The organism is Micromonospora sp. NPDC047740, assembly GCF_043204735.1.
Taxonomy (GTDB): Bacteria; Actinomycetota; Actinomycetes; order Mycobacteriales; family Micromonosporaceae; genus Micromonospora.
Window position 1 is genome coordinate 175,648 of sequence record NZ_JBIDCT010000003.1, and the last position, 25,573, is coordinate 201,220.

Consider the following 25,573-nt stretch of genomic DNA (forward strand, 5'->3'; position numbering starts at 1 on the left):
CGGCCACCCGCGAACGGTGTCGGACGCGATCGAGGGGGCGGGTCCGGCACCGGCCGTCGCCGATGCCCGCGCACGTTCCGGGCGATCTGCGCCACGCGCGCCCGGCCGGTCGCCCCCGTGCCGACCGGCGGCGGTCAGGCGGCGAGCTGCTCGGCTCGGGCGACGACCTGGTCGATGAGGCCGTACTCGCGGGCCTCCTCGGCGGTGAACCAGCGGTCCCGGTCCCAGTCGCGCTGGATCTCCGGCAGCGGGCGCCCGCTGTGCCGGCCGATCAGCTCCTGCATGGTCCGCTTCACGTGCAGCATGTTCTCCGCCTGGATGCTGATGTCGGCGACCGTGCCACCGAACCCCCCGGACGGCTGGTGCATCATGATCCGCGAGTGGGGAAGGGCGAACCGCTTGCCGGCCGTCCCGGCGCAGAGCAGGAACTGCCCCATCGAGCCGGCCATCCCGAGCGCCAGCGTCGCCACGTCGTTCTTGACGTACTGCATCGTGTCGTAGACGGCCATCCCGGCGCTGACCGAGCCGCCCGGCGAGTTGATGTAGAGGAAGATGTCCCGCTCCGGATCCTCGGCCGCGAGCAGCAGGATCTGCGCGCAGATCTGGTTGGCCGAGGCGTCGGTGACCTCGGTGCCGAGGAAGATGATGCGTTCGGCGAGCAGCCGCTCGAAGACCCGGTCGCCGAGGGACGGCTGCCCCTCGTCCAGCATCCAGATGCCGTACCCCATGACCTGACCACCCTCCGTGCCACCGGCGGGCGACGGGCCGCCCGGGAACCGGCGGTCTCCAGCGTCCGGCGGACGGTGGCCCCGGGCCCAGGGTTTCTGCCCGCGGCAGATCCGCCGTGGGCAGAACCGGCGGGCCCTAGGCCGCGGCCAGTCGCCGCCGGCCCGCCCGGGCCCGCCGTCTGGCCAGCGTGGCCGAGGTACGCGGGCGACGCCGCGCGTCGGTCGGCGCGGGGAACAGCCAGATCCGGGTGCCGGACCCGACGGTCGTCGGCGCCGGGTAACCGAGGCTCGCGCCGACGAGCGGGAACGCGGCCTCCGGCAGCCGCAGCGACCCGCCGAGCAGCGGCGCCGGCAGGGCGGGACGCCGGGCGACGTGCAGCCGGGGTGCACCGCCCACCCGCACGTGCGGACCGGTGCGGGGGCCGTGTGCCGCCGGCACCCGGTCCAGCCGGGCCAGGGCCACCCCCGACGTCACCGGCGTCCGCCGCTCGACCTGCCGCAGCTCGTCGCGGGCCTCCTCGAGCAGGTCGGAGAGGTGGATCCCGAGGGCCCGGCAGATGGCGGCCAACACCTCCGAGGACGCCTCCTTGCGGCCGCGCTCCACCTCCGAGAGGTACGGCAGCGACACCCCGGCCGCCTGGGCCACCTCGCGCAGCGTCCGGCCCTGCCGCAGCCGTACCCGGCGGAGCACCCCGCCGATCACCCGTCGCAGCAACGACATGCGGGCCTCCTCGCGGTCGTCGTCCCGGGACGTCCCCATCATGCCCCGTCCGACGGCCGGGCACGTCATGCGGGCGCGGACCGCGACCCGGGAGGCCGGAGCCCGCCGCAACGGCTATCTTGTGCTCGTGCAGGTGACCGTGGCGGAGCAGGACCGCCAGTGATCCATTTTCCCGCGCAACGGCGGGGGCCGCTGAGCGCGCTCAGTCTGCGCTTGCTCGCCGCCCTGGCCCTGGTCTGCGCCGTGGTGGCCGCGGTCTGGCTCGATCGCGACGGCTACCGCGACGTCAACGAGGACGGGATGACCCTCCTCGACTGCTTCTACTACGCGGTGGTCTCGCTCTCCACCACCGGCTACGGCGACATCACCCCGGCCAGCCCCTCGGCGCGGCTGGTCAACGTCGTGTTCGTCACCCCGGCCCGGGTGCTGTTCCTGATCATCCTGGTCGGCACCACCCTGGAAGTCCTGACCGAGCAGTACCGGACCGGCCGTCGCCTGTCGCGATGGAGGAGGACCGTGAAGGATCACGTCATCATCTGCGGCTACGGCACCAAGGGCCGGAGCGCGGTCTCCGCACTGCTGGAGAACGGGACGGACAAGTCCCGGATCGTGGTGGTGGAGCGGAGCGGTGCCGCGCTGCGGCAGGCCACCTCGGCCGGGCTGGTCGCCATCGAGGGTTCGGCGACCCGGTCGGCGGTGCTGGAGCAGGCGCACATCCGGACCGCCCGCGCGGTGATCATCGCGACCGACAGTGACGACGCCTCGGTGCTGGTGGCGCTGACCGTGCGGCAGCTCACCGCCGGCCAGGTCCGGATCATCGCGGCGGTACGCGAGGCGGAGAACGCCCCGCTGCTCAAGCAGAGTGGCGCGCACCACGTGATCGTCTCCTCGGCGACCGCCGGCCGGCTGCTCGGCCTCTCCACCTCCGCCCCGCCGCTGATCGACGTGGTGGAGGACCTGCTCACCCCGGGGCAGGGCATGGCGCTGGCGATGCGCTCGGCGGAGCGCGACGAGGTGGGCAGGTCGCCGCGCGAACTGGACTCCCTGGTGATCGCGCTGGTCCGGCGGGGCCGGGTGGTGACGCTCACCGACCGGGCCGGTGCGGAGATCGAGACCGGCGACATGGTCGTGTACGTCCGCGACGACCGCCCCCAGGCGACGGCCGCCGCACCCTGATCCGGTTGCCGTCGGGCGCGTTCGGGTGCCGGGCGAGGTGGTCGGGTGCCGCGATATGCCGGACCAAGGGTCGGTCGGACATTCACGATCAACCACTTGGATGTTTATCTTTCGGCGCGGACTTGTTAGCGTGTGGCCGCTTGGAACTGCCAACGGGCGCGGCAACCGGTCGGTCGCCGGCGCCATTAGCTTGGCCCGGGCACGGGGGATTCACTGTCACGCGAGCGTATGGAGCTCGTGTGTCTCGTTCTCAGCCTCCGCTGGGTGCCGCGTCGCGACGGCAGTTTCGAGTGCCTCGGTAACCAAACGACGGGAAAACTATGGCTCAAGAGGCAGAAAACGCAGGAACCCGACGGCGACGGGCGGCCGGAATTGTGGCCGGCATCGCTCTCGGCGGTGCGGCGATCGTCGCGCCGGGAACGGTCGTCCAGGCCGCCCCGGCGGGCGGCGCGTACGACGTGGGGAGCAGCGCCCAGGCCGAACGGCCGACGAAGCTGCCGCACTTCCGGGAGGGGAACTTCACCCCGCCCGCCCCGGGCGCGTACGGTCCCCGGTTCCAGTCGAAGGGCACTGGCGCGACTCCGCGGATCGTCGGCGGTACCACCGTCAGCGCGGCTGACTACCCCTACATCGTCGGGGTCGTCACCTACCTCGAAGGGGGCGGCTACGGCTGGTGCACCGGCACGATCATCGCCCGCAACAAGGTGCTGACGGCGGCGCACTGCACCGCTGACGGAGCGGGCACCACCCGGGTCATCGCCGGGCACGACCAGCTCCTCGACGCGAACGGCAACATCATCACCACCGCCGGCTACGTCGCGGAGGTCGGTTCCACCTGGACCCACCAGAGCTGGAACATCGCCGCGCAGTACGCCGGCACGGCGCAGACCATCCTCGACGACGTCTCCGTCCTCACGCTCAAGAAGGACCTGCCGGTCGAGTACACGCCGGTCAACTTCAGCGCGCAGGGCGAGACGGCGTACGCGCCCGGCAACACGGCGGACATCGTCGGGTACGGCGTCACGACGTCGGACCCGAACGTCAGGGGTGACACCCGGCTGCGCAAGGCGTCGGTGCCGATCCAGACCGACAGCTACTGTGCCGCCGACGCCAACCGGGCCGGCATCGGGTACGACGCCAACCGGATGCTCTGCGCCGGGAACGGCACGCCCGCCGCGCCGTCCGCCGACACCTGCGGCGGCGACTCCGGCGGCCCGCTGCTGGTGAACAACAAGCAGGTCGGCCTCACCGACTGGGGCTACGGCAACTGCGGTGAGCACCCGGGCTTCTACGAGGAGCTGGGCTACTACTCCAACGCGATCAAGGCGGACTACACCCGCCCGCCGCTGGTCAACGCCGACTGGACCGGCGACGGCCACACCGACCTGATCGGCCGGGACACGGCCGGCAACCTGCGGCTCTTCGTGGGTAGCGGGTTCTTCAACGACGGGTACGGCGGCATCTGGTCGAGCCGGATCATCGGCAGCGGTTGGGGCAGCTTCAAGCGCGTCTTCCGGGTCTACAACTGGAACGGCGACAACAAGCCGTCGATCATGGCGGTGAACACGGCCAACGAGCTGTGGATCTACAACACCGACGGTGCCGGCAAGTTCCTCGGCAGCCCCAAGCTGATCGGCACCGGCTGGGGCGGCTTCACCGCCCTGATGGTGACGAACAACTGGCTGGGCAACAACCGCCCGAGCTTGATGGTCCGCAACTCCAAGGGCGAGCTCATCCGCTACACCAGCAACGGCCAGGGCGGCTGGGACAACCCGAAGGGCACCCTGATCGGCACCGGCTGGAACACGTTCAACCTGTTCCTCACCCCGGGCGCCTGGAAGGGTGACGGCCTGGAGGTGCTGATCGGCCGCACCAGCGTCGGCGAGCTGAAGCTGTACCAGTCGAACGGCACGGGTGGCTGGACCAACCCGAAGGGAACGCTCATCGGCACCGGCTGGGGCGGGTTCAAGAACATCCTCACCCCGGGTGACTGGAACGGCGACAACATGGTGGACATGCTGGGCGTCGACGGCACCAACAGCATGCGCATTTACACCACCGACGGGCACGGCAAGTGGATCGACGGCCGCGGCCAGGTGATCGCCACCGGCTGGGGCTCCTACAACCTGGTCTTCTGACCGGGATCGCTACACAGCTCAACGAAAGGGCCCGCGACCGGTGGTCGCGGGCCCTTTCCTTGTCTCGGCGGACGCTAGCTGATCGTCCAGGTGTCACCGCTGGCGAGGAGCCCGGCGAGCTGCTGCTCCGGCGTCTCGTCGACGGTGGCCTTCGCCGTGGCGACCTGCTCCTGCACCACGCTGTCGTACGCCGGCCGGGTCACCGAGCGGAACACGCCGATCGGGGTGTTGCGCAGGTCCGCCCCCGGCAGCCGGGACAGCGCGAAGGCGTACGCGGGGTCGGTGACGCCCGCGTCGTGCACCACGATCTCCTCGGCCGGGGTGGCTGCGGTGTCGCGGACCTCCAGGCCGAAGCCGCCCGGCGGGTGGACGACGCAGAACTGCCCGTCCTTGCCGAACGTGATCGGCTGGCCGTGCTCCAGCCGGATCAGGTAGTCGTCCCGGGTGGCTGGCTCCTTGAGCTGGTCGAACGCGCCGTCGTTGAAGATGTTGCAGTTCTGGTAGATCTCCACGAACGCGGAGCCCTGGTGCTCGGCGGCGGCCCGCAGCACCGACTGGAGGTGCTTGCGGTCGGAGTCGATGGTCCGGGCGACGAAGGTGGCCTCCGCGCCGAGCGCCAGCGACAGCGGGTTGAACGGGGCGTCCGCCGAGCCGACCGGGGTCGACTTGGTGATCTTGCCGACCTCGGAGGTCGGCGAGTACTGCCCCTTGGTCAGGCCGTAGATCCGGTTGTTGAAGAGCAGGATCTTGAGGTTGACGTTGCGGCGCAGCGCGTGGATCAGGTGGTTGCCGCCGATGGAGAGCGCGTCGCCGTCACCGGTGACCACCCAGACCGACAGGTCCGGCCGGGTCACCGACAGGCCGGTGGCGATCGCCGGGGCGCGGCCGTGGATCGAGTGCATCCCGTAGGTGTTCATGTAGTACGGGAAGCGGGATGAGCAGCCGATGCCCGAGATGAAGACGATGTTCTCCCGGGGGATGTTCAGCTCCGGCATGAAGCCCTGCACGGCCGCCAGGATGGCGTAGTCGCCGCAGCCGGGGCACCAGCGCACCTCCTGGTCGGACTTGAAGTCCTTGGCGGTGAGCTTGAGGGCGATGGGCTCAGACATTCTTCAGGACCTCTTCCAGCATCGTCTCCAGCTCGGCGGCGGTGAACGGCAGGCCGCGGACCTGGTTGTAGCCGATCGCGTCGACCAGGTACTTCGCCCGGATCACGTGGGCGAGCTGGCCGAGGTTCATCTCGGGGATGACCACCCGGTCGTACGCGCGCAGCACCTCGCCCAGGTTGGCCGGCATCGGGGCCAGGTGGCGCAGGTGCGCCTGGGCGATGGAGAGCCCGCGCTGCCGCAGGCCACGGCAGGCCGCCCCGATCGGGCCGTACGTCGAGCCCCAGCCGAGCACCAGCACCCGGGCGTCGCCGTCCGGGTCCTCCACCTCGACGTCCGGCACCGGGATGGTCTCGATCCGCGCCGCCCTGGTCCGCACCATGAAGTCGTGGTTCGCCGGGTCGTACGAGATGTCGCCGGTCTTGTCGGCCTTCTCCAGGCCGCCGATCCGGTGCTCCAGCCCGGGGGTGCCCGGGACGGCCCACGGCCGGGCCAGGGTCTCCGGGTCCCGCAGGTACGGCAGGAACGTGGTGCCGTCCTCGCCGTTGGGCCGGCTGGCGAAGTCGACCCGGAGATCGGGCAGGCTCGCCACGTCCGGCAGCAGCCACGGCTCGGAGCCGTTGGCGACGTAGTTGTCGGAGAGCAGGATCACCGGGGTGCGGTAGGTCAGCGCGATCCGCGCCGCCTCCAGGGCGGTGTAGAAGCAGTCCGCCGGGGACTTCGGTGCGATCACCGCGACCGGGGCCTCGCCGTGCCGGCCGTAGAGCGCCATGTTGAGGTCGGCCTGCTCGGTCTTGGTCGGCATGCCGGTGGACGGCCCGGCGCGTTGCACGTCGACGATCACCAGCGGCAGCTCCAGCGCCACGGCCAGGGAGATGGTCTCGCCCTTCAGCGCCACGCCCGGGCCGCTGGTGGTGGTGACCCCGAGCGACCCGCCGTACGACGCACCCAGCGCCGCGCCGACCGCGGCGATCTCGTCCTCGGCCTGCATGGTGATCACGCCGAACCGCTTGTGCTTGCTCAGCTCGTGCAGGATGTCCGAGGCCGGGGTGATCGGGTACGCCCCGAGGAAGACGGGCAGCCCGGAGCGGACGCCGGCGGCCACCAGGCCCAGCGACAGCGCGGCGTTGCCGGTGATGTTCCGGTAGGTGCCCGGCACCATGCTGGCCGGCTTGACCTCGTACCGGACGGAGAAGTCCTCGGTGGTCTCGCCGAAGTTCCAGCCGGCCCGGAAGGCGGCCACGTTCGCCGCGACCAGCTCGGGGCGGGCCGCGAACTTGCGCTCCAGGAAGCGCAGCGTCGAGTCGTACGGGCGGGAGTACATCCAGCTCAGCAGGCCGAGCGCGAACATGTTCTTGGCCCGCTCGGCGTCCTTCTTGGACACCTCGTGCGCGGCCAGCGCGCCGACCGTCATCGAGGTCAGCGCGACCGGGTGCACCACGTAGCCGGAGAGCGAGCCGTCCTCCAGCGGGTTGGTCGTGTAGCCCACCTTGGCCAGGTTGCGCTTCGTGAACTCGTCGGTGTTGACGATGATGTCCGCGCCGCGCGGCAGCTCGGCCAGGTTGGCCTTGAGGGCGGCCGGGTTCATCGCCACCAGCACGTTCGGCGCGTCGCCCGGGGTCAGGATGTCGTAGTCGGCGAAGTGCACCTGGAAGCTCGACACGCCCGGCAGGGTGCCGGCGGGGGCCCGGATCTCGGCCGGGAAGTTGGGCAACGTGGAGATGTCGTTGCCCAGTTGGGCCGTCTCCGAGGTGAACCGGTCACCGGTGAGCTGCATGCCGTCGCCGGAGTCGCCGGCGAACCGGATGACTACCCGGTCCAGTTGACGGATCTGCTTGGTCACGCCCGCACCTCGCTTCGCTCAGCGCCGTCACACGGGCGGCTGAACATGATGGTGACCCCGCCTTGCCCGGCCACGTGCCCTCCTTGACGCGCTGCTATCGCGAGCCGTCCGTGCCCGGTTCGGCCCGCTCCATTTCTCACGTCAGAGCCTACGTCGGTCCGTTAGGGCCACCTTGGTGGAGGTCCGACGTGTGGGACCTGCTCGGCCGGCTGTATGCCCGGCTTTGCGGCATTAGTACCGTCACCGTAACTCAGATCACCGCACGCCTGGAGTGGTCCGGCGGATCACTCCGGGTGGCGGCTGCTGCGGCTGGGTCGCCGCTCGTCCGGCGGCGCAGCGAGGCGGTCGCCAGGACCAGCGCGAGCACCACCACGAGTCCGGAGGCGGCGATCAGGACGACGGCCGTCCGCACCGGGCTGGCGTCGTCCCCGCCCCCGGCCCGTCCCGCGTGATCCAACTCGCCCTGCGAGCCGCGCGTGTCGACGACCGGGCTGGCCGGCGCGGCGGCAGAGGTGATCCGGAAGCTCATCTGCACCTGCCGGTCCCGCCCGCTGCGGGGCTCCAGCCGGCCGGCGACCGCGCCGGACAGCGGGGCCCGGCGCCGGGCCTCCGGCGTGGCCGCCACCGGCAGCCGCAGGGTGACCGTGCGTCCCGCCGGCACGGCGCCCAGGTCACACCGGGTGCGGCCGTGGGTCACGGCGGTGCAGCCGGTGGGCGGGCCGGCAGGGGTCACCCCGTCGGGGAGGACCACGTCGACCTGGCCGGCGGCGTCGACCCGGCCGGTGTTGCCCAGGCGTACCGCCAGGGTGGTCGGGCCGCCGCTGTCGTCGAGGAGCACCTCCTCGGCGCGGAGCGCGATGCCGGGCGCCGGTGGCCCGGGCGGGAACAGGACAGCGAAGCCCTCGTCGTCGGTGGCCGACCCGCTGACCCCGGGTGCGGTGGCGGTGACCCGGACCGAGCCGGCCAGCGGCATGGACCGCCAGGCGGTGCTGGCGACCCGGACCCGGATCGCGCTGCGAAACCGGGCGCCCGGCGGGGTGGTCCACTCCCCGCAGCGGTACCTGCCGCCCCCGGCGGGCGCGCAGCCCGCGGTCCCCACGTCGGTCAGGCCGGCCGGCAGCGTGTAGCCGAGCCGGATCCGTGCGGTGCTGCCGCCGGTGTTGGTCACGGTCACCCGCAGTGTGGTGACCGTGCGGTCGGCGTTCCAGTACGCCGAGGTCAGCGTGACGTCCTCGGTGGTGACCCGTACCCCGAGCCGAGCGCCGGCCGGCTGACCGGGCGGGGCGGCCGGCGGCGGCGCCGGTGCGGTGGTGGTCGGCGCGGTGGTGGTGGGCGGGGGTTTGCCCGGAGCGGTGCTGGTGGGAGCCGGCGCGGTGCTGGTCGGGGCCGGCGGCGTGGTCCGCGGAGGTGCGCTCTCGGTCGGCGGCGCCGTGGTCGGTGCCGGCTCGGTCGTGGTCGGTTCCCCGGTGGGGGCGCCGCTGCCGGGCTCGGTCGCCGGATCGGTGGCCGCGCGCACCACGCCGGCCGTCGTGGGCGACGCGGTGGCCCACCCGGGCGCCACGCCGAGCGCCGCCGCGAGGCCGGCGGCCAGCGCGGGCGGGAGCAGCACCGAGGTACGTCGGTGCACGGCCCGCCGGGTGGGCCGTACGCGGGGGCGGGTCATCTGTCCTCCGGTGAGGCTCGTTTCCGTTTTTCGGCCATTGTTGTCATCGGGCGTTGGCCCCAAAACGAAACAAACCTGCGTCCGGGACCCGCTGGCGGGCGGAGCGGTAGGCTCCCGACCGTGACCGGTTATCTCGGCTCGTACGCCACCCTCGGTCTCCTGCTGCTCGCCGCCGTGCTCTTCTTCGTCACGGCGTTCTCAGCCAATCGGGTGTTACGTCCCAGCCGTCCGGCCGATCCCTGGGGGAAGCGGGCCAGCTACGAGTGCGGCCTCGACCCGGTCGGTGGCGACTGGGCGCAGATGCAGATCAGGTACTACGTCTACGCGTACCTGTACGTGCTCTTCGCGGTCGAGGCGGTCTTCCTCTTCCCCTGGGCCCTGGTCTTCGACCGGCCGGGGTTCGGCGTGACGACGGTGGTGGAGATGGCCGTCTTCGTCGCGGTGGTGGCGCTCGGCATCCTCTACGCCTGGCGGAAGAACATCCTCCGCTGGACGTGACTTCGCTCAGGCCAGGCCGCGGCGGGTCAGGGTCGGCGGCCGGTCCCCCTTGATCGAGGCGACCATGTCCAGCACCCGGCGGGTCTCCCGGACCTGGTGGGCGCGGAACACCCGGGCGCCGAGCCAGGCCGAGACGGCGGTGGCGGCCAGGGTGCCCTCCAGCCGGTCCGGCACCGGCAGGTCCAGCGTCTCGCCGATGAAGTCCTTGTTCGACAGGGCGACCAGCAGCGGCCACCCGGTGTCGGTGAGTTCGCCGAGCCGGCGGGTGATCTCCAGGGAGTGCCGGGTGTTCTTGCCGAAGTCGTGCGCCGGGTCGATCAGGATCCCGTCCGGGCGTACGCCGAGGGCCACCGCCCGGTCGGCGAGCCCGGTCACCGTGGCCACCACGTCGGCCACCACGTCGTCGAACGCGGCCCGGTGCGGCCGGGTCCGCGGGGTGAGCCCGCCGGCGTGCGAGCAGACCAGCCCGGCGCCGGTCTCCGCGGCGACCCGGGCCAGCGCCGGGTCCGCCCCCGACCAGGTGTCGTTGAGCAGGTCGGCGCCGGCCGCCACCGCCTCCACAGCCACCTCGGCCCGCCAGGTGTCGATCGAGATGACCACGTCGGGGAACGCGGCCCGGACGGCGGCGATGGTGTCCACCGTCCGGCGGATCTCCTCGGCCACGTCGACCTCGTCGCCCGGACCGGCCTTCACCCCGCCGATGTCGATGATCCCGGCGCCCTCGGTCACCGCCCGTTCCACCGCCCGCAGCGCGCTGTCCTGCGCGAAGGTGGCACCCCGGTCGAAGAACGAGTCCGGGGTGCGGTTGACGATCGCCATCACCACCAGCTCGCCGGGGGAGAAGGTCCGCCCACCGAGCCGCAGCGCCCCGGTCATGCCCGCCTCCTGATCTCCGCCCCGGCCCCGGTCGTCCGCCGGACGCCCCCGACGCTATCCGGTCGGTCCCCGGCCGGCCCGCCCGGTACGCCGGGTTTCGAATCATGATCGGTGCGGGTGGAGGGCTCGCCCGATGCGCGCCCGCATGCCACGATCTCCCCATGGGTGACGTTCTGCTCCTCTTGGTCGTGGCGCTGACCGTCGCGGCGGTGGTGTTCGGGGTGACGGTGCTGGTCTCCGGGCGGGACCCGGGCCTGGTGCCCACCGAGCCCGACGGGTGGGCCGTGCCCCTGCCGGGCAGCCGCCCGCTGGACGAGTCGGACATCGCCGAGGTGCGCTTCGACACCGCGCTGCGCGGCTACCGGATGGCCCAGGTCGACCAGGCGATGCGCCGGGCCGCGTACGACATCGGCTACAAGTCCGAGCTGATCGGCGTCCTCGAGGCCGAGATCGCCGCGCTCCGGGCGGGGCGGACCGAGGAGGCCGACGCGCTGCGCCGGACCCGGGAGCAGGCCGCCGGCACGGAGCCGGCCGACAGCCCGACCGCCGGGAGCAGCCCCGCCGACGCCCCGGCCGGCGAGACCACCGGGACCCCCGCCGACGCGGCCGCCGACAGTTCGACGGACGCGCTGACCGCCGAGGCGGGGCTGGCCGCGGCACCGGCCGCCGCGGCGGTGGAGGACGAGGCGATGCTCCCCTCGGACACCCCGGCGCCCCCCGGCCCGGTAGCCCCGGTCGCGGCACCCGCCGACGAGGCAGCGACCGATCGGGCCGCCGCCGCCGACCGGCCGTCGGCCGGCCCCACCTCCGCCCCGGCCGCCGGCACCCCGGCCGGTGGCCCCACCGGGGCGACCGCCCCGGACCCCGACGGCGAGCGGGAGCGCGGCGCGGTGGTCCGCTCGGAGTCGGCGTGACCGGCCCGGAGGGCGAATCGCTCGGCGAGGCGGCCCAACCCGGTGCCGCCGAGGTCACCGCGACGGTGATCGTCGACGCACCGGCCGAGCGGGTCTTCGCCGCGCTGACCGCCTGGGAACGGCAGTCCGACTGGATCCCGCTCACCACGGTGCGGGTGGTGGAGGGCGACGGCGGCGAGGGGAGCCTGGTCGAGGCGGTCACCACGCTCGGCCCGGCAGTGCTGCGTGACGAGATGCGGGTGATCCGGGTGGACGCCCCGTACGAGGTCGGCGTGGTTCATTGCGGCAAGCTGCTGCGCGGTCCCGGGGTGCTGCGTTGCACCCCGGTGGAGCGGGACCGGACCCAGGTGGTCTGGCACGAGTGGTTCCACCTGCCCGGCGGGACCGCCGGCCGGGTGGCCTGGCCGGTGCTCTGGCCCGGCTCGAAGTTCAGCCTCACCCAGGCGCTGAAGAAGTTCGCCCGGCTGGTCGAGCAGGGCCGGCTGCCCTGAGCCTGCGGGGGCCGTCGTCGCTCGTTGTCGGTGGGTCGGCCTAGCCTTGACGCCGTGACTGACCTGGTGATCGGCGCCGACGGGCTGCACCGCTGCGCCTGGGGAGCGAGCACGCCGGACTACGCCGTCTACCACGACGGGGAGTGGGGCCGGCCGCTGCGTGGCGACGACGCGCTCTACGAGCGGCTGACCCTGGAGGCGTTCCAGTCCGGGCTGTCCTGGCTGACCATCCTGCGCAAGCGGCCGGCGTTCCGGCTCGCCTTCGACGAGTTCCGGATCGAGAAGGTCGCCGGCTACGGCGAGGCCGACGTGGCCCGGCTGCTGGCCGACGCCGGGATCGTCCGCAACCGGGCCAAGATCGAAGCCGCCGTCGCCAACGCCCGGGCCGCCCTGGAGCTGCCCGGCGGCCTCTCCGCGCTGCTCTGGTCCTACGCGCCGCCGCCCCGGCCGGCCCGGCCCCGGTCGTTCACCGAGGTGCCGGCGCTCACCCCGGAGTCGACCGCGCTGGCCAAGGCGCTCAAGAAGCAGGGCTTCCGCTTCGTCGGCCCCACCACCGCGTATGCGCTGATGCAGGCCACCGGCATGGTGGACGACCACCTCGCCGGCTGCCACGTCACCCTCGACGCGGTCGGGACGTGACGCCGGCGGCGTCCGGCGGACGTGCCGGGGCCAGCACCGTCCCCGCGTGATGGGATTGACGCCATGACCGACACCGAGCTCCGTACGAGCGGGACGACTGAGAGCACCGCGTCCGGCGCCTGGGCGGTGCTGCTGCCCGCCGAGCGGTACGAGGCCGAGCGGCTGGTGCACCACGACACCCTGGAGCTCACCGGGCTGGACGGCGTCGCCCGGCCCCGGCCCGGTGACCCGGTCGCCGTGCTGGTCGACGAGCCGCTGCGGCTGGTGGCGCTCGGCCGGGTCGCCCTGGCGACCGCGGAGACCCGGGAGGACCCGGACGACCCGCAGTCCGAGGCCGGCCCGGGGGAGCTCGTCGTGACGTACACCCGGCGGGTGCTCGACGAGCCGGTGCCGGTGGCCGACGTGGCCCTCGACGGGCCGGTGACCGGGCTGGACCTGGCGGCCTGGGGGCAGCTGGCCGCCTTGCTCGGCCCGCCGCCCGCCCGACGGTCCTGGCTGGTCAGCCTCGACCTGCCGATCGAGGCGGCCTCGCCCGCCGAGGCGGTCCGGCTCTTCTGGTCGTACGTGCAGGAACTGGGCCCCCGCGAGCTGCCCGCCTTCGTCTCGCCGACCGGCGACGAGCTGGCCATGCAGGCGTACGTGCTCGGCGTGGCGGCCAACCAGGATCCCGAAGAGGACGACTGACCGTCGCCAGGGCGGCGCGCGGGGAAGCCCCGGTGGGGTCAGTGGCCTGCGAAGGTGGGCTTCTGCTTGTTGACGAACGCCAGGGTGGCCGCCTTGTGGTCGGCGGTGGCGCCGCAGATCGACTGCGCCTGCGCCTCGGCCGCGAGGGCGTCGGCGAGGGTGCCGGCGTCGGCGATGGAGAGCTGGCGCTTGATCGCCCCGTACGCGACGGTCGGGCCGGCGGCGAGCCGGGCGGCCAGCTCCTGCGCGGCCGGCAGCACCTGCTCGTCGTCGTCCACCAGGCGGGTGAGCAGGCCCAGCCGGCCCGCCTCCTCGGCGCCCACCGGCTCGGCGAGCATCAGCAACTCGACGGCCTTGGCGTGCCCGACGAGCCGGGGCAGCGTCCAGGAGGCGCCGGTGTCGGCGGCGAGCCCGACTCCGGCGAAGGCCATCAGGAACTTCGTCTTCGGCCCGCCGATCCGGAAGTCGGCGAGGAACGCCAGCGAGGCGCCGGCCCCGGCGGCCATGCCCCGGACCGCGGCGACCACCGGCTTGGGCAGGTTGGCCAGCCGGGCGGCGATCGGGTTGTAGTGGGCCCGCACGGTGGCCAGTTGGTCGGTGTCGGCGGATTCGAGGGTCTGCACGTGCTCCCGCAGGTCCTGCCCGGCGCTGAACGAGCCGCCCGCCCCGGCCAGCACGACCGCCCGGCAGGACCGGTCGGTCTCCAGCTCGGCGAGGGTGTCGCGGAGCGCCTCCTTGAGCGACACGTCCAGCGAGTTCATCGCGTTCGGGCGGTTCAGCGTCAGGGTGACGACGGCGTCGGTGCGGTCGACGAGCAGCGGCTCGGTCACGTTCTAACGACCCTTCTGTCGGGCGAGGCGGTTGCTGGCGTCGAGGCAGTGCTCGACGTACCGGTCGGCGGCCGGCCGGAGCCGGGCCGCGTGCCGGTCGAAGAAACCGGCCGCGTTGGTGCCCGGCCAGCGCTCGGGAAGCAGCGCCGGGGGCAGCTGCGGATCCCGGAAGAGGAAGGTACGCCACGCGTGCACGAGCCGGAATCGGGCCGCGTACGCCTCCTCGTCGCTGCTGCGCACGGTGACGCCGGACAGCAGGGGTTTCTGCTCCGCCACGAACCGCTCGTACGCCCGGCCGATCTCGGCCAGGTCCCAGGCCCGGCGGACCACCCCCATCGCGCCGGGGTTGCCGGCGGCGTGGGCGGCGGTGAACCGCTCGTAGTGCACGCCCGCCTCGGCGAGCAGGGCGTCGACGTCCTCACCGGGGCGGGTCGCCACCCAGGTGCAGTCGTCGAGGGTGCCGTAGCCGAGGAAGGTCAGGTTGGCGGCGAGCCGCTGCCGGTCCCGCCGGGACGTCGGCGCCTCCAGCACCAGCATGTCGAACCGCCCGTCCCAGCTGTGCCGGCCGGTGCGGTAGATCCGGGAGGCCGCCTCGTCGAGTCGCCGGGCAGCTTTCGGCGTGATCGAATAGCCGGGTCCGGTGGCGAGCCGGAGCGGTTCGAGCCAGCCCTGGCGGACCATCCGGGAGACCGCGGTGCGGACGGCCGGAGGGGCGATGCCGAGCGGCGCCAGCAGCTTGACCAGGGCGGCGACCGGTGCGCGCCCACCCCTCGCCCGGAGGTGGTCGCCGTACAGGTCGAAGAGTGCCGACCGTGCCTGCATGACCGCACATTGTGACAGGCCTATCCAAGATAAGCTAGATGCTGTTACATCAATGCTGCTTCGGTTTGGGTCCGGCGGTGTTCATCAGGGAAAATCGTTGGTCGACGCCCCCGCGGTGGTTGCGGGTGGTTATGGCGAAGTGGCTGTGGGGCAACCCACCGACCCTGGTGTAGGTCTGAGGGGAGACAACATGGCGGCGATGAAGCCGCGGACGGGCGACGGTCCGCTGGAAGTCACCAAGGAGGGCCGGGGCATCGTCATGCGGGTCCCGCTGGAGGGTGGTGGCCGGCTCGTCGTCGAGATGACTCCCGACGAGGCCACCGCGCTGGGTGACGCGCTGAAGGCGGCCGCCGGCTGAGCGAGGAGCGGTCCGCGCGGCCCGGGTCGCGCGAACGGTTCGTCCTACCCTGAGCCACCGGCGCCGCCGGTGGCTCAGGGCCTTCGTCGGCTCGCTTCGGCGAGTTATCCCGTTTTGAGAACCTTTCGGAGGTGCGGTCCAGCGTGCTGGCCATTCGTCTGGTGCGCGAGCCCGAGCGGCTCGACACCCTCGTCCTGCCCGTTCGTCCCGTTGGGCCGGACCGCCCGCCTGCGCTGGTCCCCACCGCCTCGCCGCCCGGCGACGACGTCCGGGCCGAGGCGACCGCGCTGCTCCCCGCCGCCCGGCTGACCGGTGCCGCGGGTGAGGTCCGGGAGCACCTGCGCCCGGGCGGCACGCCCGCGCGCCTGGTGCTGCTCGGCATCGGCGACGGTGACGAGCACGGCTGGCGGAGCGCGGGCGCGGCGCTGGCCCGCGCCGCCAAGGATGAGACGTACGTCACGGTGGCCCTCCCGGCGGACGCGGCGGAGGCGCTTCGCGGCCTGGTCGAGGGGCTGCTGCTGGGCTCCTACCGGTTCCGGCTGACCGAGGCCGGCGGGGCGCCCGCGCTGGCCGAGGTGGACGTCGTGGTGCCCGACCCGGACACGCTCGCCCCGACCCTGGCGGCCGCCCGGACCACCGCCGAGATGACCCGGCTGGCCCGCGACCTGACCAACACCCCCTCCTCGACCAAGAACCCGGGCTGGTTCGCCGCTCAGGTCGCGGCCGCGGCGACCGACCGCCCCGACCTGCACCTGCGGGTACGCGGCCCGGAGGAGTTGGCGGCGGAGGGCTTCGGCGGCATCCTCGCCGTCGGCGGTGGCTCGGCCAGCGGCCCCCGCCTGGTCGAGCTGGACTGGCGGCCGGCGGACGCGCGTACCCACGTGGTGCTGGTCGGCAAGGGGATCACCTTCGACACCGGTGGCATTTCGATCAAGCCGGTGCCGGCCATGAAGCTGATGCGCAAGGACATGGCGGGCGCCGCCGCGGTGGTCGCCGCGACCCTGGGCGCCGCCGCGCTGCGGCTGCCGGTGCGGATCACCACGCTCGCGCCGCTCGCCGAGAACATGGTCAGTGGCTCGGCGTTCCGCCCTGGCGACATCATCCGCCACTACGGTGGCCTGACCAGCGAGAGCACCAACTCCGACGCCGAGGGTCGGCTGGTGCTGGCCGACGCGTTGGCGTACGCGGAGCGCGAGCTCCGCCCCGACCTGCTGGTCGACCTGGCCACCCTGACCGGCGCGAACGCGGTGGCGCTCGGCAAGCGGCACGGCGCCCTCTACAGCGAGAACGATCAGCTCGCCGCCGACCTGCTGACCGCGATCGAGGCGGCCGGCGAGCGCGCCTGGCGGATGCCACTGCCCACCGACTATGTCGAGTATCTGGGCAGCGACGTGGCCGACCTGCACAGCTCCCCGGACCCGGCCAAGTCCATCACCGCTGCCCTGTTCCTGCGCGAGTTCACCGGCGACCTGCGGGACCGCTGGGTGCACGTGGACATGTCCGCTCCCTCCTGGTCGGAGGACGTGCACGGCGAGCTGACCCGGGGCGCCACCGGCTGGGGCGTACGCGGGCTGCTGCGCTGGCTGGCGACCCTGAGCTGACGGCGGGCGGCCGCCCGGCGAATCAGGCCTTCACGGCGACGAGCAGGCCGTGGCCGACCGGCAGCAGCGCGGGGATCCAGTGCTCCGACTCCCGGATCGCCTTGATGGTCTCCCGGACGGTGACCGTCTCCACGTCCCGGGCGGCGGGATCGCCGATCCGGCCACCGGCGAGGGTGCCGTTGAGCGCGAGCACCCCGCCGGGCCGCAGCAGCCGCAGCGCGGCGTCCACACAGGCGGTGAAGCCGGTCGCCTCCGCGTCCACGAAGACCAGGTCGTAGGCGCCGTCCGCGAGCCGCGGCAGCACGTCGAGGGCCCGGCCGGTGATGATCCGGGTACGCCCGGACGGAAAGCCCGCCTCCACGAAGAGCCGCCGGGCGATCCGCTGGTGCTCCACCTCCAGGTCGATGGTGGTGAGCACCCCGTCGGGCCGCATGCCGCGCAGCAGCCAGACGCCGCTGACCCCGGTGCCGGTGCCGATCTCCACCACCGCCCGGGCGTTGCCGGCGGCGGCGAGCAGTCGCAGCGCGGCCCCGGCCCCCGGCGTCACCGCCTCCACGCCCACCTCGTGGGCGAGACTGCGGGCCGTCCGCAGCACGAGATCCTCAGTGACGTACGACTCGGCGAACTGGAGCGCCTGGGCCGTCGCGTTGCCGGAGCTGGCGACCGTGGCGATGGGACACCTCCGGGCGGCGGGAGTGGTGCGAGGGGTCGGTTGCGCTATGAGCCTAGAGGCGCGAACCAAGGCGCGCAGCCGCGAGTGTGCCGCGCGACGATCACGGCCGGGCAACCCCTGACTCCGTTCGGGGCATTCGTGCAATCCTGGACGGTGTCCCGTGCGGCACGGCCGGCTTCGCCGGCCCCGCGCCACGGGACGTGCGGGACGGACTGGGAGGCACCGACGTGACCGACGGCTGGGACTGGCGCCAGCCCGGCGGGACACCGGCACCGGCGGGAGGGCCGGTGCCCGGGAGTCCGCCCCCGGGCATACCGGGCGCCGGGGGTGGCACGACCCCCGGGAGTCCGCCGCAGCGCCCCCAGGGCACATACGGCGCCGGGGACGGCACGTTCCCGGGGAGCTGGCCGCAGGGCCTTCAGGGCGCCGGGGGCGGCACGACCTCGCCCTGGTGGTCCGACGCGCTCGCCGATCCGTGGCGCGATCCGTACGCACCCGCCGCGGTGGTGGTCCCCGCCGCCCCGGTCGGTGCCGGCGAACCGGAGCCGGTGACCGACCCGGACGCGCCGGGCCGGCCGAAGCTGCGGCAGGTGGTGCTGGTCTCGCTCATCACCGCCCTGCTGGCCGGCTCGCTCGGCAGTGCCCTGACGTACGCCGTCCTGCGCGGCAGTGCGGTGACGACCCTCGGCGCGCCGTCCCCGTCGGCTCCGGCGCTCGCCCAGCGCAAGCCCGAGTCCCTGGCCGGCGTCGCCGAGAAGGTGCTGCCCAGCGTGGTGACCATCCGGGTGGCCAGCCTGGGCGGCACCAGCGAGGGCTCCGGCTTCGTGGTCAGCGCCGAGGGGCACATCATCACCAACGACCACGTCGTCGCCGGCGGCCCCGGCAAGGCCACGGTGATCTTCCACGACGGCAGCTCCGCGGCGGCCACGGTCGTCGGGCAGGATCCGGAGTCGGACATCGCCGTGATCAAGGTGACGCGTACCGGGTTGCGGCCGGTGGAGTTCGGCGACTCGGACGGGCTCGCCGTCGGGGATCCGGTGCTCGCCATCGGCTCGCCGCTCTCGCTCGCCAACACGGTCACCGCCGGCATCGTCAGCGCGGTGGACCGGACCATGCAGGCCGGCGAGCCGGGCGGCCCGACGCGCTACTACGCGGCGATCCAGACCGACGCGGCGGTCAACCACGGCAACTCCGGCGGCCCGCTGGTCGACTCCGGTGGCCGGGTGGTCGGGGTGAACTCGACGATCAAGTCGCTGGTCGCTGACGGGCAGGAGGCCGGCAACATCGGGCTCGCCTTCGCCATTCCGATCAACCAGGCGAAGCGGATCACCCAGGACATCATCGGCACCGGCAAGGCTCGACGCACGGTGATCGGTGCCCAGGTGGGTGGCACGGGCGTGTCCGGCGGTGGCGTACGTCTCAACGCGGTCGAGCCGTCCGGGCCGGCGGCGGCGGCCGGGCTGCGTGCCGGGGACGTGGTGCTCCGGCTCAACCGGCATCCGATGACCGACCCGACCGATCTGGTGGCACTCGTCCGCAAGTACGCCCCCGGATCGGTGGTGACGGTGGAGTATCGGCGGGGTACAAGCCGGCAGAACGCTTCGGTAACGCTGGCCGCAGACGCGAAGTGAGCACCCCTCTCCCCCTCCCGGACAGCCCGGTGACGTGCGTAGTCTTGCCATGGACGCGGACGAGGAGGCCGGAGTGTTCGAGAACCTGAACTGGTGGGAGATCGGCGCCCTGCTGCTCCTGGCGCTGCTGATCTTCGGCGACCGGCTGCCCACCGTGATCAACGACGGGCTCCGGATGGTCCGTAACCTGCGCGCCATGGCCCGGAACGCCACCGGCGACCTGAGCCGTGAGCTGGGCACCGACATCCAGCTGGAGGACCTGCACCCGAAGGCGTTCATCCGGAAGCACCTGCTCAGCGAGGAGGACGAGCAGGCCATCCGGAAGCCGCTGCAGAGCATGTACGACGGCCTGCGCGCGGACGTCAGCGGCGTGCACGACGACCTGAAGGAGGTCGCGAAGGCGGCCGACGTGCGGAACAACAGCCGTCCGATCACCGCCACCGGCGGCACGGCCCCCGCCCCGGCCCCCCGCGCCAGCTACGACGACGCCACCTGACCCGCCGGCCCCAGGGCGTCCCGCCTTCCCGGCGTCGTTGATCATGAGGTTGGCGGCGCACAGATCGGGTCGCATTGCCAACCTCATGATCAACGAGGCGGGCCGGAACGTCAGCGACCCTCCCGGGCGGGAGGCCGGGGAGGGTCGGTGAGGTGGGTCAGGGAGGTCAGTGGGTCAGCGGCCGGCGGGCTTGAGGCCCAGGGGCTTGCCGAGCAGGGACTCGCGGCGGACGGCCAGCCGGTCGGCGACCTGCAGGATCGCCTTGGCGGCCGGTGCGTCCGGCTGGGCCAGCACGATCGGGGTGCCGGCGTCGCCGCCCTCGCGGACCCGGGTGTCCAGCGGGATCTGCCCCAGCACCGGCACCTGCGCGCCGATGGTCCGGGTCAGCGACTCGGCGACCGCCTCGCCGCCGCCGGCCCCGAAGACCTCCATCCGGGACCCGTCCGGCAGCTCCAGCCAGGACATGTTCTCGATGACGCCGACCACCCGCTGGTGGGTCTGCAGCGCGATGGCGCCGGCCCGCTCGGCCACCTCGGCGGCGGCGGTCTGCGGGGTGGTGACGACCAGGATCTCCGCGTTCGGCAGCAACTGGGCCACCGAGATCGCGATGTCGCCGGTGCCCGGGGGCAGGTCCAGCAGGAGCACGTCCAGGTCACCCCAGTAGACATCGGCGAGGAACTGCTGCAGCGCCCGGTGCAGCATCGGACCGCGCCAGACGACGGCCGCGTTGCCCGGGGTGAACATGCCGATCGAGATGACCTTCACGCCGTGCGACTGCGGCGGCATGATCATGTCCTCGACCCGGGTCGGGGCGCCCTCGGCGCCGAGCATCCGGGGCACCGAGTGGCCGTAGATGTCGGCGTCCACCACGCCGACCGAGAGGCCACGGGCGGCCAGCGCGGCGGCCAGGTTGACCGTGACGCTGGACTTGCCGACGCCGCCCTTGCCGCTGGCGACGGCGTACACCCGGGTGCGGGAGCCGGGCTGGGCGAACGGGATGACCGGTTCCTGGCCGCCGCCCCCGCGCAGCTTCGACTGGAGCTCCTGGCGCTGTTCCGGGCTCATCACGCCGAAGTCGATCTCGACGCCGGTCACGCCGGGCACCGCGCCGACGGCCGCGGTGATGTCGGTACGCAGCTTGTCCTTCAGCGGGCAGCCGGCCACGGTGAGCAGCAGCTCGACCCGGACGACGCCGTCGTCGCCGACCTCGGCGGAACGGACCATGCCGAGCTCGGTGATGGGCCGACGAATCTCCGGGTCGTTGACGGTGGCCAGGGCGGCCTGGATCGCGTCGGAGACGGTGCTGACGGGTGCTGACATGCCCGCAATGCTACGTCGCTGGTCATTGGCGTCCGCCGTTGGCGGGGGCCGGTGTGAGCGAATCGATGACGCGACCGAGGGGTGGACGGGCCGTGCCGCGAAGTGGGACGATCGAGACGAACGCCGCTCGCCTGGCCCCTTGAGGCGCGCGGCGTTCAATACTTTCCGGACTTTCCGGCGGCTGCCGGCGGCCCGGGCGGCGGTGCCGGTCACCGCCCGGCTCAGCCCTCCGGGCGCCGGTCCCGGGCGTAGTCGCCGTCCAGTTCGTCCTGCGGCTCGTCGAGTGGCTCGCCGCCGTGCCGCCGGGGTTCCCGGGCCGGCTGCCGGCGCTCCCGCCGCTGCCGCCGCTGCGCCGCCTCGTCCAGCTCCTCGGCCAGCCGGGCCAGCTCCGAGCGGACGAAGTCCCGGGTGGCCACCTCGCCCACGGCGATCCGCAGCGCGGCGATCTCCCGGGCCAGGTATTCCGTCTCGGCCTTCTGCATGGTGGCGCGCCGCCGGTCCTCCTCCAGCGCGATCCGGTCCCGGTCCGACTGCCGGTTCTGGGCCAGCAGGATCAGCGGGGCCGCGTACGAGGCCTGGATGGACAGGAGCAGGGTGAGGAAGGTGAAGGTGTACGGGTCGAAGCGCCAACTCGGCGGAGCGAGGGTGTTCCAGGCGAACCACGCGCCGATGACCAGCGTCATGTAGACGATGAAGTTGGCCGTGCCCATGCCGCGGGCGATGCCCTCGGACCACCGGCCGAAGGTCTCCTGGTCGACCCGGGGCAGCCGGACGCCCCGGGGTTCGCGGGGCTGGTCCAGTCGCTCGGCCCGTCGCTGGTCAGCCATCGCCACCGTCCAGGGTCTCCGCCTCGGCGGCGGCCGGGGCCGGTACGACGTCCCGGTTGCGCCAGTCGCGGGGCAGCGAGTGGTCCAGCACGTCGTCCACGGTTACCGCCCCGACGAGCCGGTTGTTGCGGTCCACCACCGGCATGGCGACCAGGTCGTAGGTGGCCATCCGGCGGGTGATCTCGGGCAGCGGGGTGGTCGGTCGCAGCGGGTCGATGTCGTTGACCACCACCCCGCCGAGTAGGTCGGCCGGGGGCTCTCGGAGCAGCCGCTGGAAGTGGACCATGCCCAGGTAGCGGCCGGTGGGGGTGGTCATCGGGGCGCGGGTCACGAAGACCTGGGCGGCCACGGCGGGGGAGAGCTGCGGCTCCCGGATCCGGGCGAGCGCCTCAGCCACCGTGGCGTCCGGGGGCAGGATGACCGGCTCGGAGGTCATGACGCTGCCCGCGGTGCCCGAGGCGTAGCGCAGCAGCTGGCGTACCGGGTCGGCCTCGTCCGGCTCCATCAGGTCCAGCAGCACGTCCTGCTCCGGCGGCGGCAGCTCGTTGAGCAGGTCGGCGGCGTCGTCCGGCTCCATCTCCTCGAGCACGTCGGCGGCGCGTTCCCGATCCAGCGCGGCCAGGATCTCCACCTGGTCGTGCTCCGGCAGCTCGCTGAGCACGTCGGCGAGACGCTCGTCGTCCAGCGCGGCCGCCACCTCGTTGCGTCGGGCGTCGGGCAGGTCCTGCAACGCGTTGGCCAGGTCGGCGGGGCGCATGTCCTCCAGGACGGCGAGGAGGTTGGCCGTACCGCGGGTGTCGCCCACCCCGCCGAGGCCGCGTACCCGGTCCCACTCGGCCTGCTGGAGGTGACCGCGGCGGGTGAGCCGGCCGGTCTGCTCGCGGACGGCCACCCGGGTCAGCGGCCACTCGCCGCTGCGGCTGCGTTCCATCGCCACGTCGACCACCGTGCCGGGCTGCCCGTTCTCCAACTGCACCCGCCGGTCCAGCAGCTCCTGCAGCACCAGCAGCTCGTTGGGGCGCTTCTCGAAGCGGCGCAGGTTGAGGGTGCCGCTGCCCAGGACGACGGCGTCCGGGTCGATGGAGGTGATCCGGTTGATGGAGAGGAAGATGCGCCGGCGCATCGGCATCTCGGCGACCAGACCCACCACCTCGGGCGACTGCGGGCTCGGCCGCAGCCGGGCGACCGCGTCGCGGACCCGGCCCACCTGGTCGCCGTTCGGGTCGAAGACGGCGACTCCGGCGAGTCGAGCGAGGTAGACCCGGTTCGGCGTGCTCACAGCACCAGCCTAAGGGCCTAGTGTTTATCAACATGTCGACCTTGGCCTACGAGATCGTGGACGTCTTCACCGACCGCCCGTTCGCCGGCAACCCGCTGGCCGTGGTGTTCGGCGCGGAAGGGCTGGCCACCGAACAGATGCAGGCGCTCGCGCTGGAGTTCAACCTGTCGGAGACGGTGTTCGTGCTGCCGCCGACACAGGTCGGGGCGACGTACCGGGCGCGGATCTTCACCCCGGCCGAGGAGTTGCCGTTCGCCGGCCACCCGAGCGTGGGCGCGGCGGTGACCGCGAGCCGACGTGGCATGTTCGACGCGGGCCAGGTCAGCCAGGAGTGCGGTGCCGGGGTGCTGCCGATCGAGGTGACCGCGACGGGCGCGACCCTCACCGGCGGCACGCCCACCCTCGGCCCCGAGCTCGACCCGGAGCCGCTGCTGGAGATGGTCGGCCTCACCGCCGCCGACCACGCCGGCCCGGCACCGCGGGTGGCCGGCTGCGGCCTGGAGTTCCCCTACCTTCCGGTACGCCCCGACGTGGTGGCCCAGGCCAAGCTGAACCCGCCGGCGGCGGAGCGGTACGGCGTGGAGCACGTGAGCGTCTTCTCCTGGGACCCGGCCACGCAGACCGCGCACGCGCGGGTGTTCGTGCCGGGGCTCGGCGTGCCGGAGGACCCGGCCACCGGTTCGGCCGCGCTGGGCCTCGGGGTCTGGCTGGTCGCCAGCGGGCTGCTGCCCGGCGAGGGGCGCTCGGCGTACGCGGTCCGCCAGGGCATCGAGATCAACCGCCCGTCCGCGCTGGCCTGCACGGTGACCGCGGCCGGTGGAGTGGCCGTGGGCGCGACGGTCTCCGGCCAGGTGATGCCGGTGGCTCGCGGCGAGATCGCCGTCCCGCCCTTCGTGGGCTGACCAGCGCCCACCGCCGACGGGCGCGCGTACGAGAGGATGCCGGTGTGACGGACGAGTTGGACAGCCGCGAGGTGACGCCGCTGGTCGACGAGGCGGTGAAGAAGGCGGCGGTCTGCTGGGTGAGCGTCGGGAAGGGCCCGGCGGTGGCGCTCTGGTGCCTGCCGGTGGAGGGGACGCTGCTCGTGGTCAGCGGCCCCGGCGAGCAGTCCGCTCCCGGGCTGGACGACGCCGACGCGGCGCAGGTGACCCTGCGCGGCGACCACGGGGGCCGGATCGTCACCTGGCCGGCCCGGGTCACCCGGCTGCAACCGGGTACCGAGGAGTGGGAGGCCGCCGCACCGCTGGTCGCGGCGAAGCGGCTCAACGCCTCCGGCCCCACCGCCGACCTGATCGGACGCTGGGCCACCGAGGGCTGCGCGCTGAACCGGCTGGCCCCGGCGGGCACCCCGGTGGCGGGTGCCGACCTGCCGGCCGAGTCGCTGGCCGAGCCGCCCCGGGAGGCCCCCGTGGTCCGGGCCACCCGCAAGCCGTTCCGGCTGCACAAGGTGCGCCGCCGCTGAAGCTCAGACCGTAACGGCGCAGGGGACCGGGTCGAGCAGGTCCAGCACCTCGGTCAGCGAGGTCAGCACCGGGCCGTCCCAGCACCGGTCGGCGTTGAAGACCATGTGCCCGGCCAGGTCCGGGGCGGCCAGCCGGACCGCCGTCATGCCGGCCCGGTCCGCGCCGGTGAGTTCCTGGCTGCCTCCGTCGCCCACGTAGAGGCAGTCGGCCGGGGCGAGGTCGAGCCGGTGGCAGGCGGCCAGGTAGAGCGCCGGGTCCGGCTTGCAGCACCCGACCTGCACCGAGAAGACCCGTACGTCGAGCAGCGGCGCGACCGCGAGCTGCGGCAGGAACGCGGGCAGCTCGTGGGTGCAGTCGCTGATCAGCCCGGTGCGCACGCCCCGTTCACGTAGCGCGGCCAGCACCGGGACCGCCTCGTCCCGCAGCCGGGTGTCGGCGCGGATCGCCCGGTGGCGGGAGGCGACGGCGGCGCGTACCGCCAGGTCGGATGGGTGGACACCGGCCTGGTCGCAGACCCAGCGCAGGGTCGCCTCGGCGTTGCCGAACTGGCCGCTGGCGCGCTGGTAGTAGGTGCGGTCGAGCACCTCGATCAGGGTGTCGGCCGGACAGCCGAGCAGCTCGGCGGTGGCCTGGTGGGCGGAACCACGCTGGACGCAGCGGGTGAGGGTGCCGAAGAAGTCGAACAGCACCGCCTGGTAGCTGGGCATGGGGGAGTGCCTCCGGACGTCGAGGGGGTGTCGCCGGGACGCGCATGATCGTAACGGAGTGCTGACCGTCCGTGGTGTCCCCTGTTCGT

27 protein-coding genes are annotated in these 25,573 nt (G+C 73.3%); 14 read left to right on the top strand and 13 right to left on the bottom strand.

The features are described from left to right. Positions 1 to 134: 134 nt before the first annotated feature. Together ACGF4F_RS07780 and ACGF4F_RS07785 are read right to left on the bottom strand one after the other, a co-directional pair. On the bottom strand, positions 135 to 728 hold the full coding sequence (locus ACGF4F_RS07780; RefSeq protein WP_357437234.1) for an ATP-dependent Clp protease proteolytic subunit: 594 nt from the start codon (positions 726 to 728) through the stop codon (positions 135 to 137). Positions 729 to 864: 136 nt separating this feature from the next. Further along, the gene (locus tag ACGF4F_RS07785) at positions 865 to 1,449 is read right to left on the bottom strand and encodes a helix-turn-helix domain-containing protein (protein ID WP_393075780.1); all 585 of its coding nucleotides are present in this window, start codon (positions 1,447 to 1,449) and stop codon (positions 865 to 867) included. A 40-nt stretch (positions 1,450 to 1,489) separates the two neighbouring features. Here ACGF4F_RS07785 and ACGF4F_RS07790 point away from each other — a divergent pair, with 40 nt between their 5' ends. The 3 genes from ACGF4F_RS07790 (at position 1,490) to ACGF4F_RS07800 (ending at position 4,763) form a co-directional block, all read left to right on the top strand. After that, on the top strand, positions 1,490 to 1,612 hold the full coding sequence (locus ACGF4F_RS07790) for a hypothetical protein (protein ID WP_357437236.1): 123 nt from the start codon (positions 1,490 to 1,492) through the stop codon (positions 1,610 to 1,612). Next, the gene (locus ACGF4F_RS07795; RefSeq protein WP_073840066.1) at positions 1,609 to 2,625 is read left to right on the top strand and encodes a TrkA family potassium uptake protein; all 1,017 of its coding nucleotides are present in this window, start codon (positions 1,609 to 1,611) and stop codon (positions 2,623 to 2,625) included. The genes ACGF4F_RS07790 and ACGF4F_RS07795 overlap by 4 nt, the downstream gene beginning before the upstream one ends. Before the next feature lie 374 nt (positions 2,626 to 2,999). Continuing rightward, on the top strand, positions 3,000 to 4,763 hold the full coding sequence (locus ACGF4F_RS07800; RefSeq protein ID WP_393075783.1) for a trypsin-like serine protease: 1,764 nt from the start codon (positions 3,000 to 3,002) through the stop codon (positions 4,761 to 4,763). Between the two features lie 74 nt (positions 4,764 to 4,837). Here the strand turns inward: ACGF4F_RS07800 and ACGF4F_RS07805 are convergent, their stop codons facing one another. From ACGF4F_RS07805 to ACGF4F_RS07815, 3 genes are all read right to left on the bottom strand, one after another. Beyond that, the gene (locus ACGF4F_RS07805) at positions 4,838 to 5,872 is read right to left on the bottom strand and encodes a 2-oxoacid:ferredoxin oxidoreductase subunit beta (protein WP_357437238.1); all 1,035 of its coding nucleotides are present in this window, start codon (positions 5,870 to 5,872) and stop codon (positions 4,838 to 4,840) included. Continuing rightward, a complete protein-coding gene (locus ACGF4F_RS07810) occupies positions 5,865 to 7,712 on the bottom strand; it encodes a 2-oxoacid:acceptor oxidoreductase subunit alpha (protein ID WP_393075786.1) in 1,848 nt (615 codons plus the stop codon). The genes ACGF4F_RS07805 and ACGF4F_RS07810 overlap by 8 nt, the downstream gene beginning before the upstream one ends. A gap of 250 nt (positions 7,713 to 7,962) precedes the next feature. Beyond that, positions 7,963 to 9,375: a hypothetical protein gene (locus ACGF4F_RS07815; RefSeq protein WP_393075789.1), complete on the bottom strand. Its 1,413-nt coding sequence runs from the start codon at positions 9,373 to 9,375 to the stop codon at positions 7,963 to 7,965. A 120-nt stretch (positions 9,376 to 9,495) separates the two neighbouring features. Here ACGF4F_RS07815 and ndhC point away from each other — a divergent pair, with 120 nt between their 5' ends. Continuing rightward, positions 9,496 to 9,873: an NADH-quinone oxidoreductase subunit A gene (gene ndhC, locus ACGF4F_RS07820; RefSeq protein ID WP_073840061.1), complete on the top strand. Its 378-nt coding sequence runs from the start codon at positions 9,496 to 9,498 to the stop codon at positions 9,871 to 9,873. A 6-nt stretch (positions 9,874 to 9,879) separates the two neighbouring features. On the opposite strand, the gene folP is transcribed toward ndhC, so the two are convergent. After that, on the bottom strand, positions 9,880 to 10,749 hold the full coding sequence (folP, locus tag ACGF4F_RS07825; protein ID WP_387422942.1) for a dihydropteroate synthase: 870 nt from the start codon (positions 10,747 to 10,749) through the stop codon (positions 9,880 to 9,882). Positions 10,750 to 10,910: 161 nt separating this feature from the next. On the opposite strand from folP, the gene ACGF4F_RS07830 reads away from it, so the two are divergent. The 4 genes from ACGF4F_RS07830 to ACGF4F_RS07845 all read left to right on the top strand — a co-directional run bounded on the left by ACGF4F_RS07830 (position 10,911) and on the right by ACGF4F_RS07845 (position 13,477). Further along, entirely contained in the window at positions 10,911 to 11,663 is a 753-nt protein-coding gene (locus ACGF4F_RS07830; protein WP_393075792.1) for a DivIVA domain-containing protein, read from the top strand. Further along, positions 11,660 to 12,154, top strand: a complete 495-nt coding sequence (locus ACGF4F_RS07835) for an SRPBCC family protein (protein ID WP_393075795.1) — start codon at positions 11,660 to 11,662, stop codon at positions 12,152 to 12,154. Before ACGF4F_RS07830 ends, ACGF4F_RS07835 begins: the two co-directional genes overlap by 4 nt. Positions 12,155 to 12,208: 54 nt before the next feature. Then, on the top strand, positions 12,209 to 12,793 hold the full coding sequence (locus tag ACGF4F_RS07840) for a DNA-3-methyladenine glycosylase I (RefSeq protein ID WP_357437251.1): 585 nt from the start codon (positions 12,209 to 12,211) through the stop codon (positions 12,791 to 12,793). Positions 12,794 to 12,856: 63 nt separating this feature from the next. Next, on the top strand, positions 12,857 to 13,477 hold the full coding sequence (locus ACGF4F_RS07845) for a hypothetical protein (protein ID WP_357437253.1): 621 nt from the start codon (positions 12,857 to 12,859) through the stop codon (positions 13,475 to 13,477). Between the two features lie 38 nt (positions 13,478 to 13,515). Here the strand turns inward: ACGF4F_RS07845 and ACGF4F_RS07850 are convergent, their stop codons facing one another. Next, a complete protein-coding gene (locus ACGF4F_RS07850) occupies positions 13,516 to 14,307 on the bottom strand; it encodes an enoyl-CoA hydratase/isomerase family protein (RefSeq protein ID WP_393075799.1) in 792 nt (263 codons plus the stop codon). A 3-nt stretch (positions 14,308 to 14,310) separates the two neighbouring features. Then, on the bottom strand, positions 14,311 to 15,129 hold the full coding sequence (locus tag ACGF4F_RS07855) for a PaaX family transcriptional regulator C-terminal domain-containing protein (RefSeq protein WP_393075802.1): 819 nt from the start codon (positions 15,127 to 15,129) through the stop codon (positions 14,311 to 14,313). Between the two features lie 190 nt (positions 15,130 to 15,319). Here ACGF4F_RS07855 and ACGF4F_RS07860 point away from each other — a divergent pair, with 190 nt between their 5' ends. Next, positions 15,320 to 15,487, top strand: coding sequence for a DUF3117 domain-containing protein (locus ACGF4F_RS07860; protein WP_013283866.1), 168 nt, complete (start codon positions 15,320 to 15,322; stop codon positions 15,485 to 15,487). 143 nt (positions 15,488 to 15,630) lie between these two features. Next, on the top strand, positions 15,631 to 17,088 hold the full coding sequence (locus ACGF4F_RS07865; RefSeq protein ID WP_393075805.1) for a leucyl aminopeptidase family protein: 1,458 nt from the start codon (positions 15,631 to 15,633) through the stop codon (positions 17,086 to 17,088). Between the two features lie 22 nt (positions 17,089 to 17,110). Here ACGF4F_RS07865 and ACGF4F_RS07870 read toward each other — a convergent pair whose 3' ends face one another. Beyond that, complete coding sequence (locus tag ACGF4F_RS07870) at positions 17,111 to 17,761, bottom strand: O-methyltransferase (protein WP_357437875.1); 651 nt, start codon at positions 17,759 to 17,761, stop codon at positions 17,111 to 17,113. 212 nt (positions 17,762 to 17,973) lie between these two features. Here ACGF4F_RS07870 and ACGF4F_RS07875 point away from each other — a divergent pair, with 212 nt between their 5' ends. Together ACGF4F_RS07875 and ACGF4F_RS07880 are read left to right on the top strand one after the other, a co-directional pair. Next, positions 17,974 to 19,392 (top strand): S1C family serine protease, encoded by a 1,419-nt coding sequence (locus ACGF4F_RS07875; protein WP_393076085.1) that lies wholly within the window; start codon positions 17,974 to 17,976, stop codon positions 19,390 to 19,392. Between the two features lie 73 nt (positions 19,393 to 19,465). Beyond that, the gene (locus tag ACGF4F_RS07880; RefSeq protein WP_357437877.1) at positions 19,466 to 19,888 is read left to right on the top strand and encodes a preprotein translocase subunit TatB; all 423 of its coding nucleotides are present in this window, start codon (positions 19,466 to 19,468) and stop codon (positions 19,886 to 19,888) included. A gap of 174 nt (positions 19,889 to 20,062) precedes the next feature. Here the strand turns inward: ACGF4F_RS07880 and ACGF4F_RS07885 are convergent, their stop codons facing one another. From ACGF4F_RS07885 to ACGF4F_RS07895, 3 genes are all read right to left on the bottom strand, one after another. Then, positions 20,063 to 21,208, bottom strand: coding sequence for an Mrp/NBP35 family ATP-binding protein (locus ACGF4F_RS07885; RefSeq protein ID WP_393075808.1), 1,146 nt, complete (start codon positions 21,206 to 21,208; stop codon positions 20,063 to 20,065). A 221-nt stretch (positions 21,209 to 21,429) separates the two neighbouring features. After that, positions 21,430 to 22,035 carry a DUF1003 domain-containing protein gene (locus ACGF4F_RS07890; protein ID WP_393075811.1) on the bottom strand — a complete coding sequence of 202 codons (606 nt, stop codon included), beginning with the start codon at positions 22,033 to 22,035 and terminating at the stop codon, positions 21,430 to 21,432. Then, on the bottom strand, positions 22,028 to 23,314 hold the full coding sequence (locus ACGF4F_RS07895) for a magnesium transporter MgtE N-terminal domain-containing protein (protein WP_393075814.1): 1,287 nt from the start codon (positions 23,312 to 23,314) through the stop codon (positions 22,028 to 22,030). Before ACGF4F_RS07895 ends, ACGF4F_RS07890 begins: the two co-directional genes overlap by 8 nt. Positions 23,315 to 23,346: 32 nt before the next feature. On the opposite strand from ACGF4F_RS07895, the gene ACGF4F_RS07900 reads away from it, so the two are divergent. Next, complete coding sequence (locus tag ACGF4F_RS07900) at positions 23,347 to 24,216, top strand: PhzF family phenazine biosynthesis protein (RefSeq protein ID WP_393075817.1); 870 nt, start codon at positions 23,347 to 23,349, stop codon at positions 24,214 to 24,216. Between the two features lie 44 nt (positions 24,217 to 24,260). After that, complete coding sequence (locus tag ACGF4F_RS07905) at positions 24,261 to 24,776, top strand: hypothetical protein (RefSeq protein WP_393075820.1); 516 nt, start codon at positions 24,261 to 24,263, stop codon at positions 24,774 to 24,776. A 3-nt stretch (positions 24,777 to 24,779) separates the two neighbouring features. Here ACGF4F_RS07905 and ACGF4F_RS07910 read toward each other — a convergent pair whose 3' ends face one another. Further along, positions 24,780 to 25,484 (bottom strand): HAD family hydrolase, encoded by a 705-nt coding sequence (locus ACGF4F_RS07910; protein WP_393075823.1) that lies wholly within the window; start codon positions 25,482 to 25,484, stop codon positions 24,780 to 24,782. Positions 25,485 to 25,573: the final 89 nt, after the last annotated feature.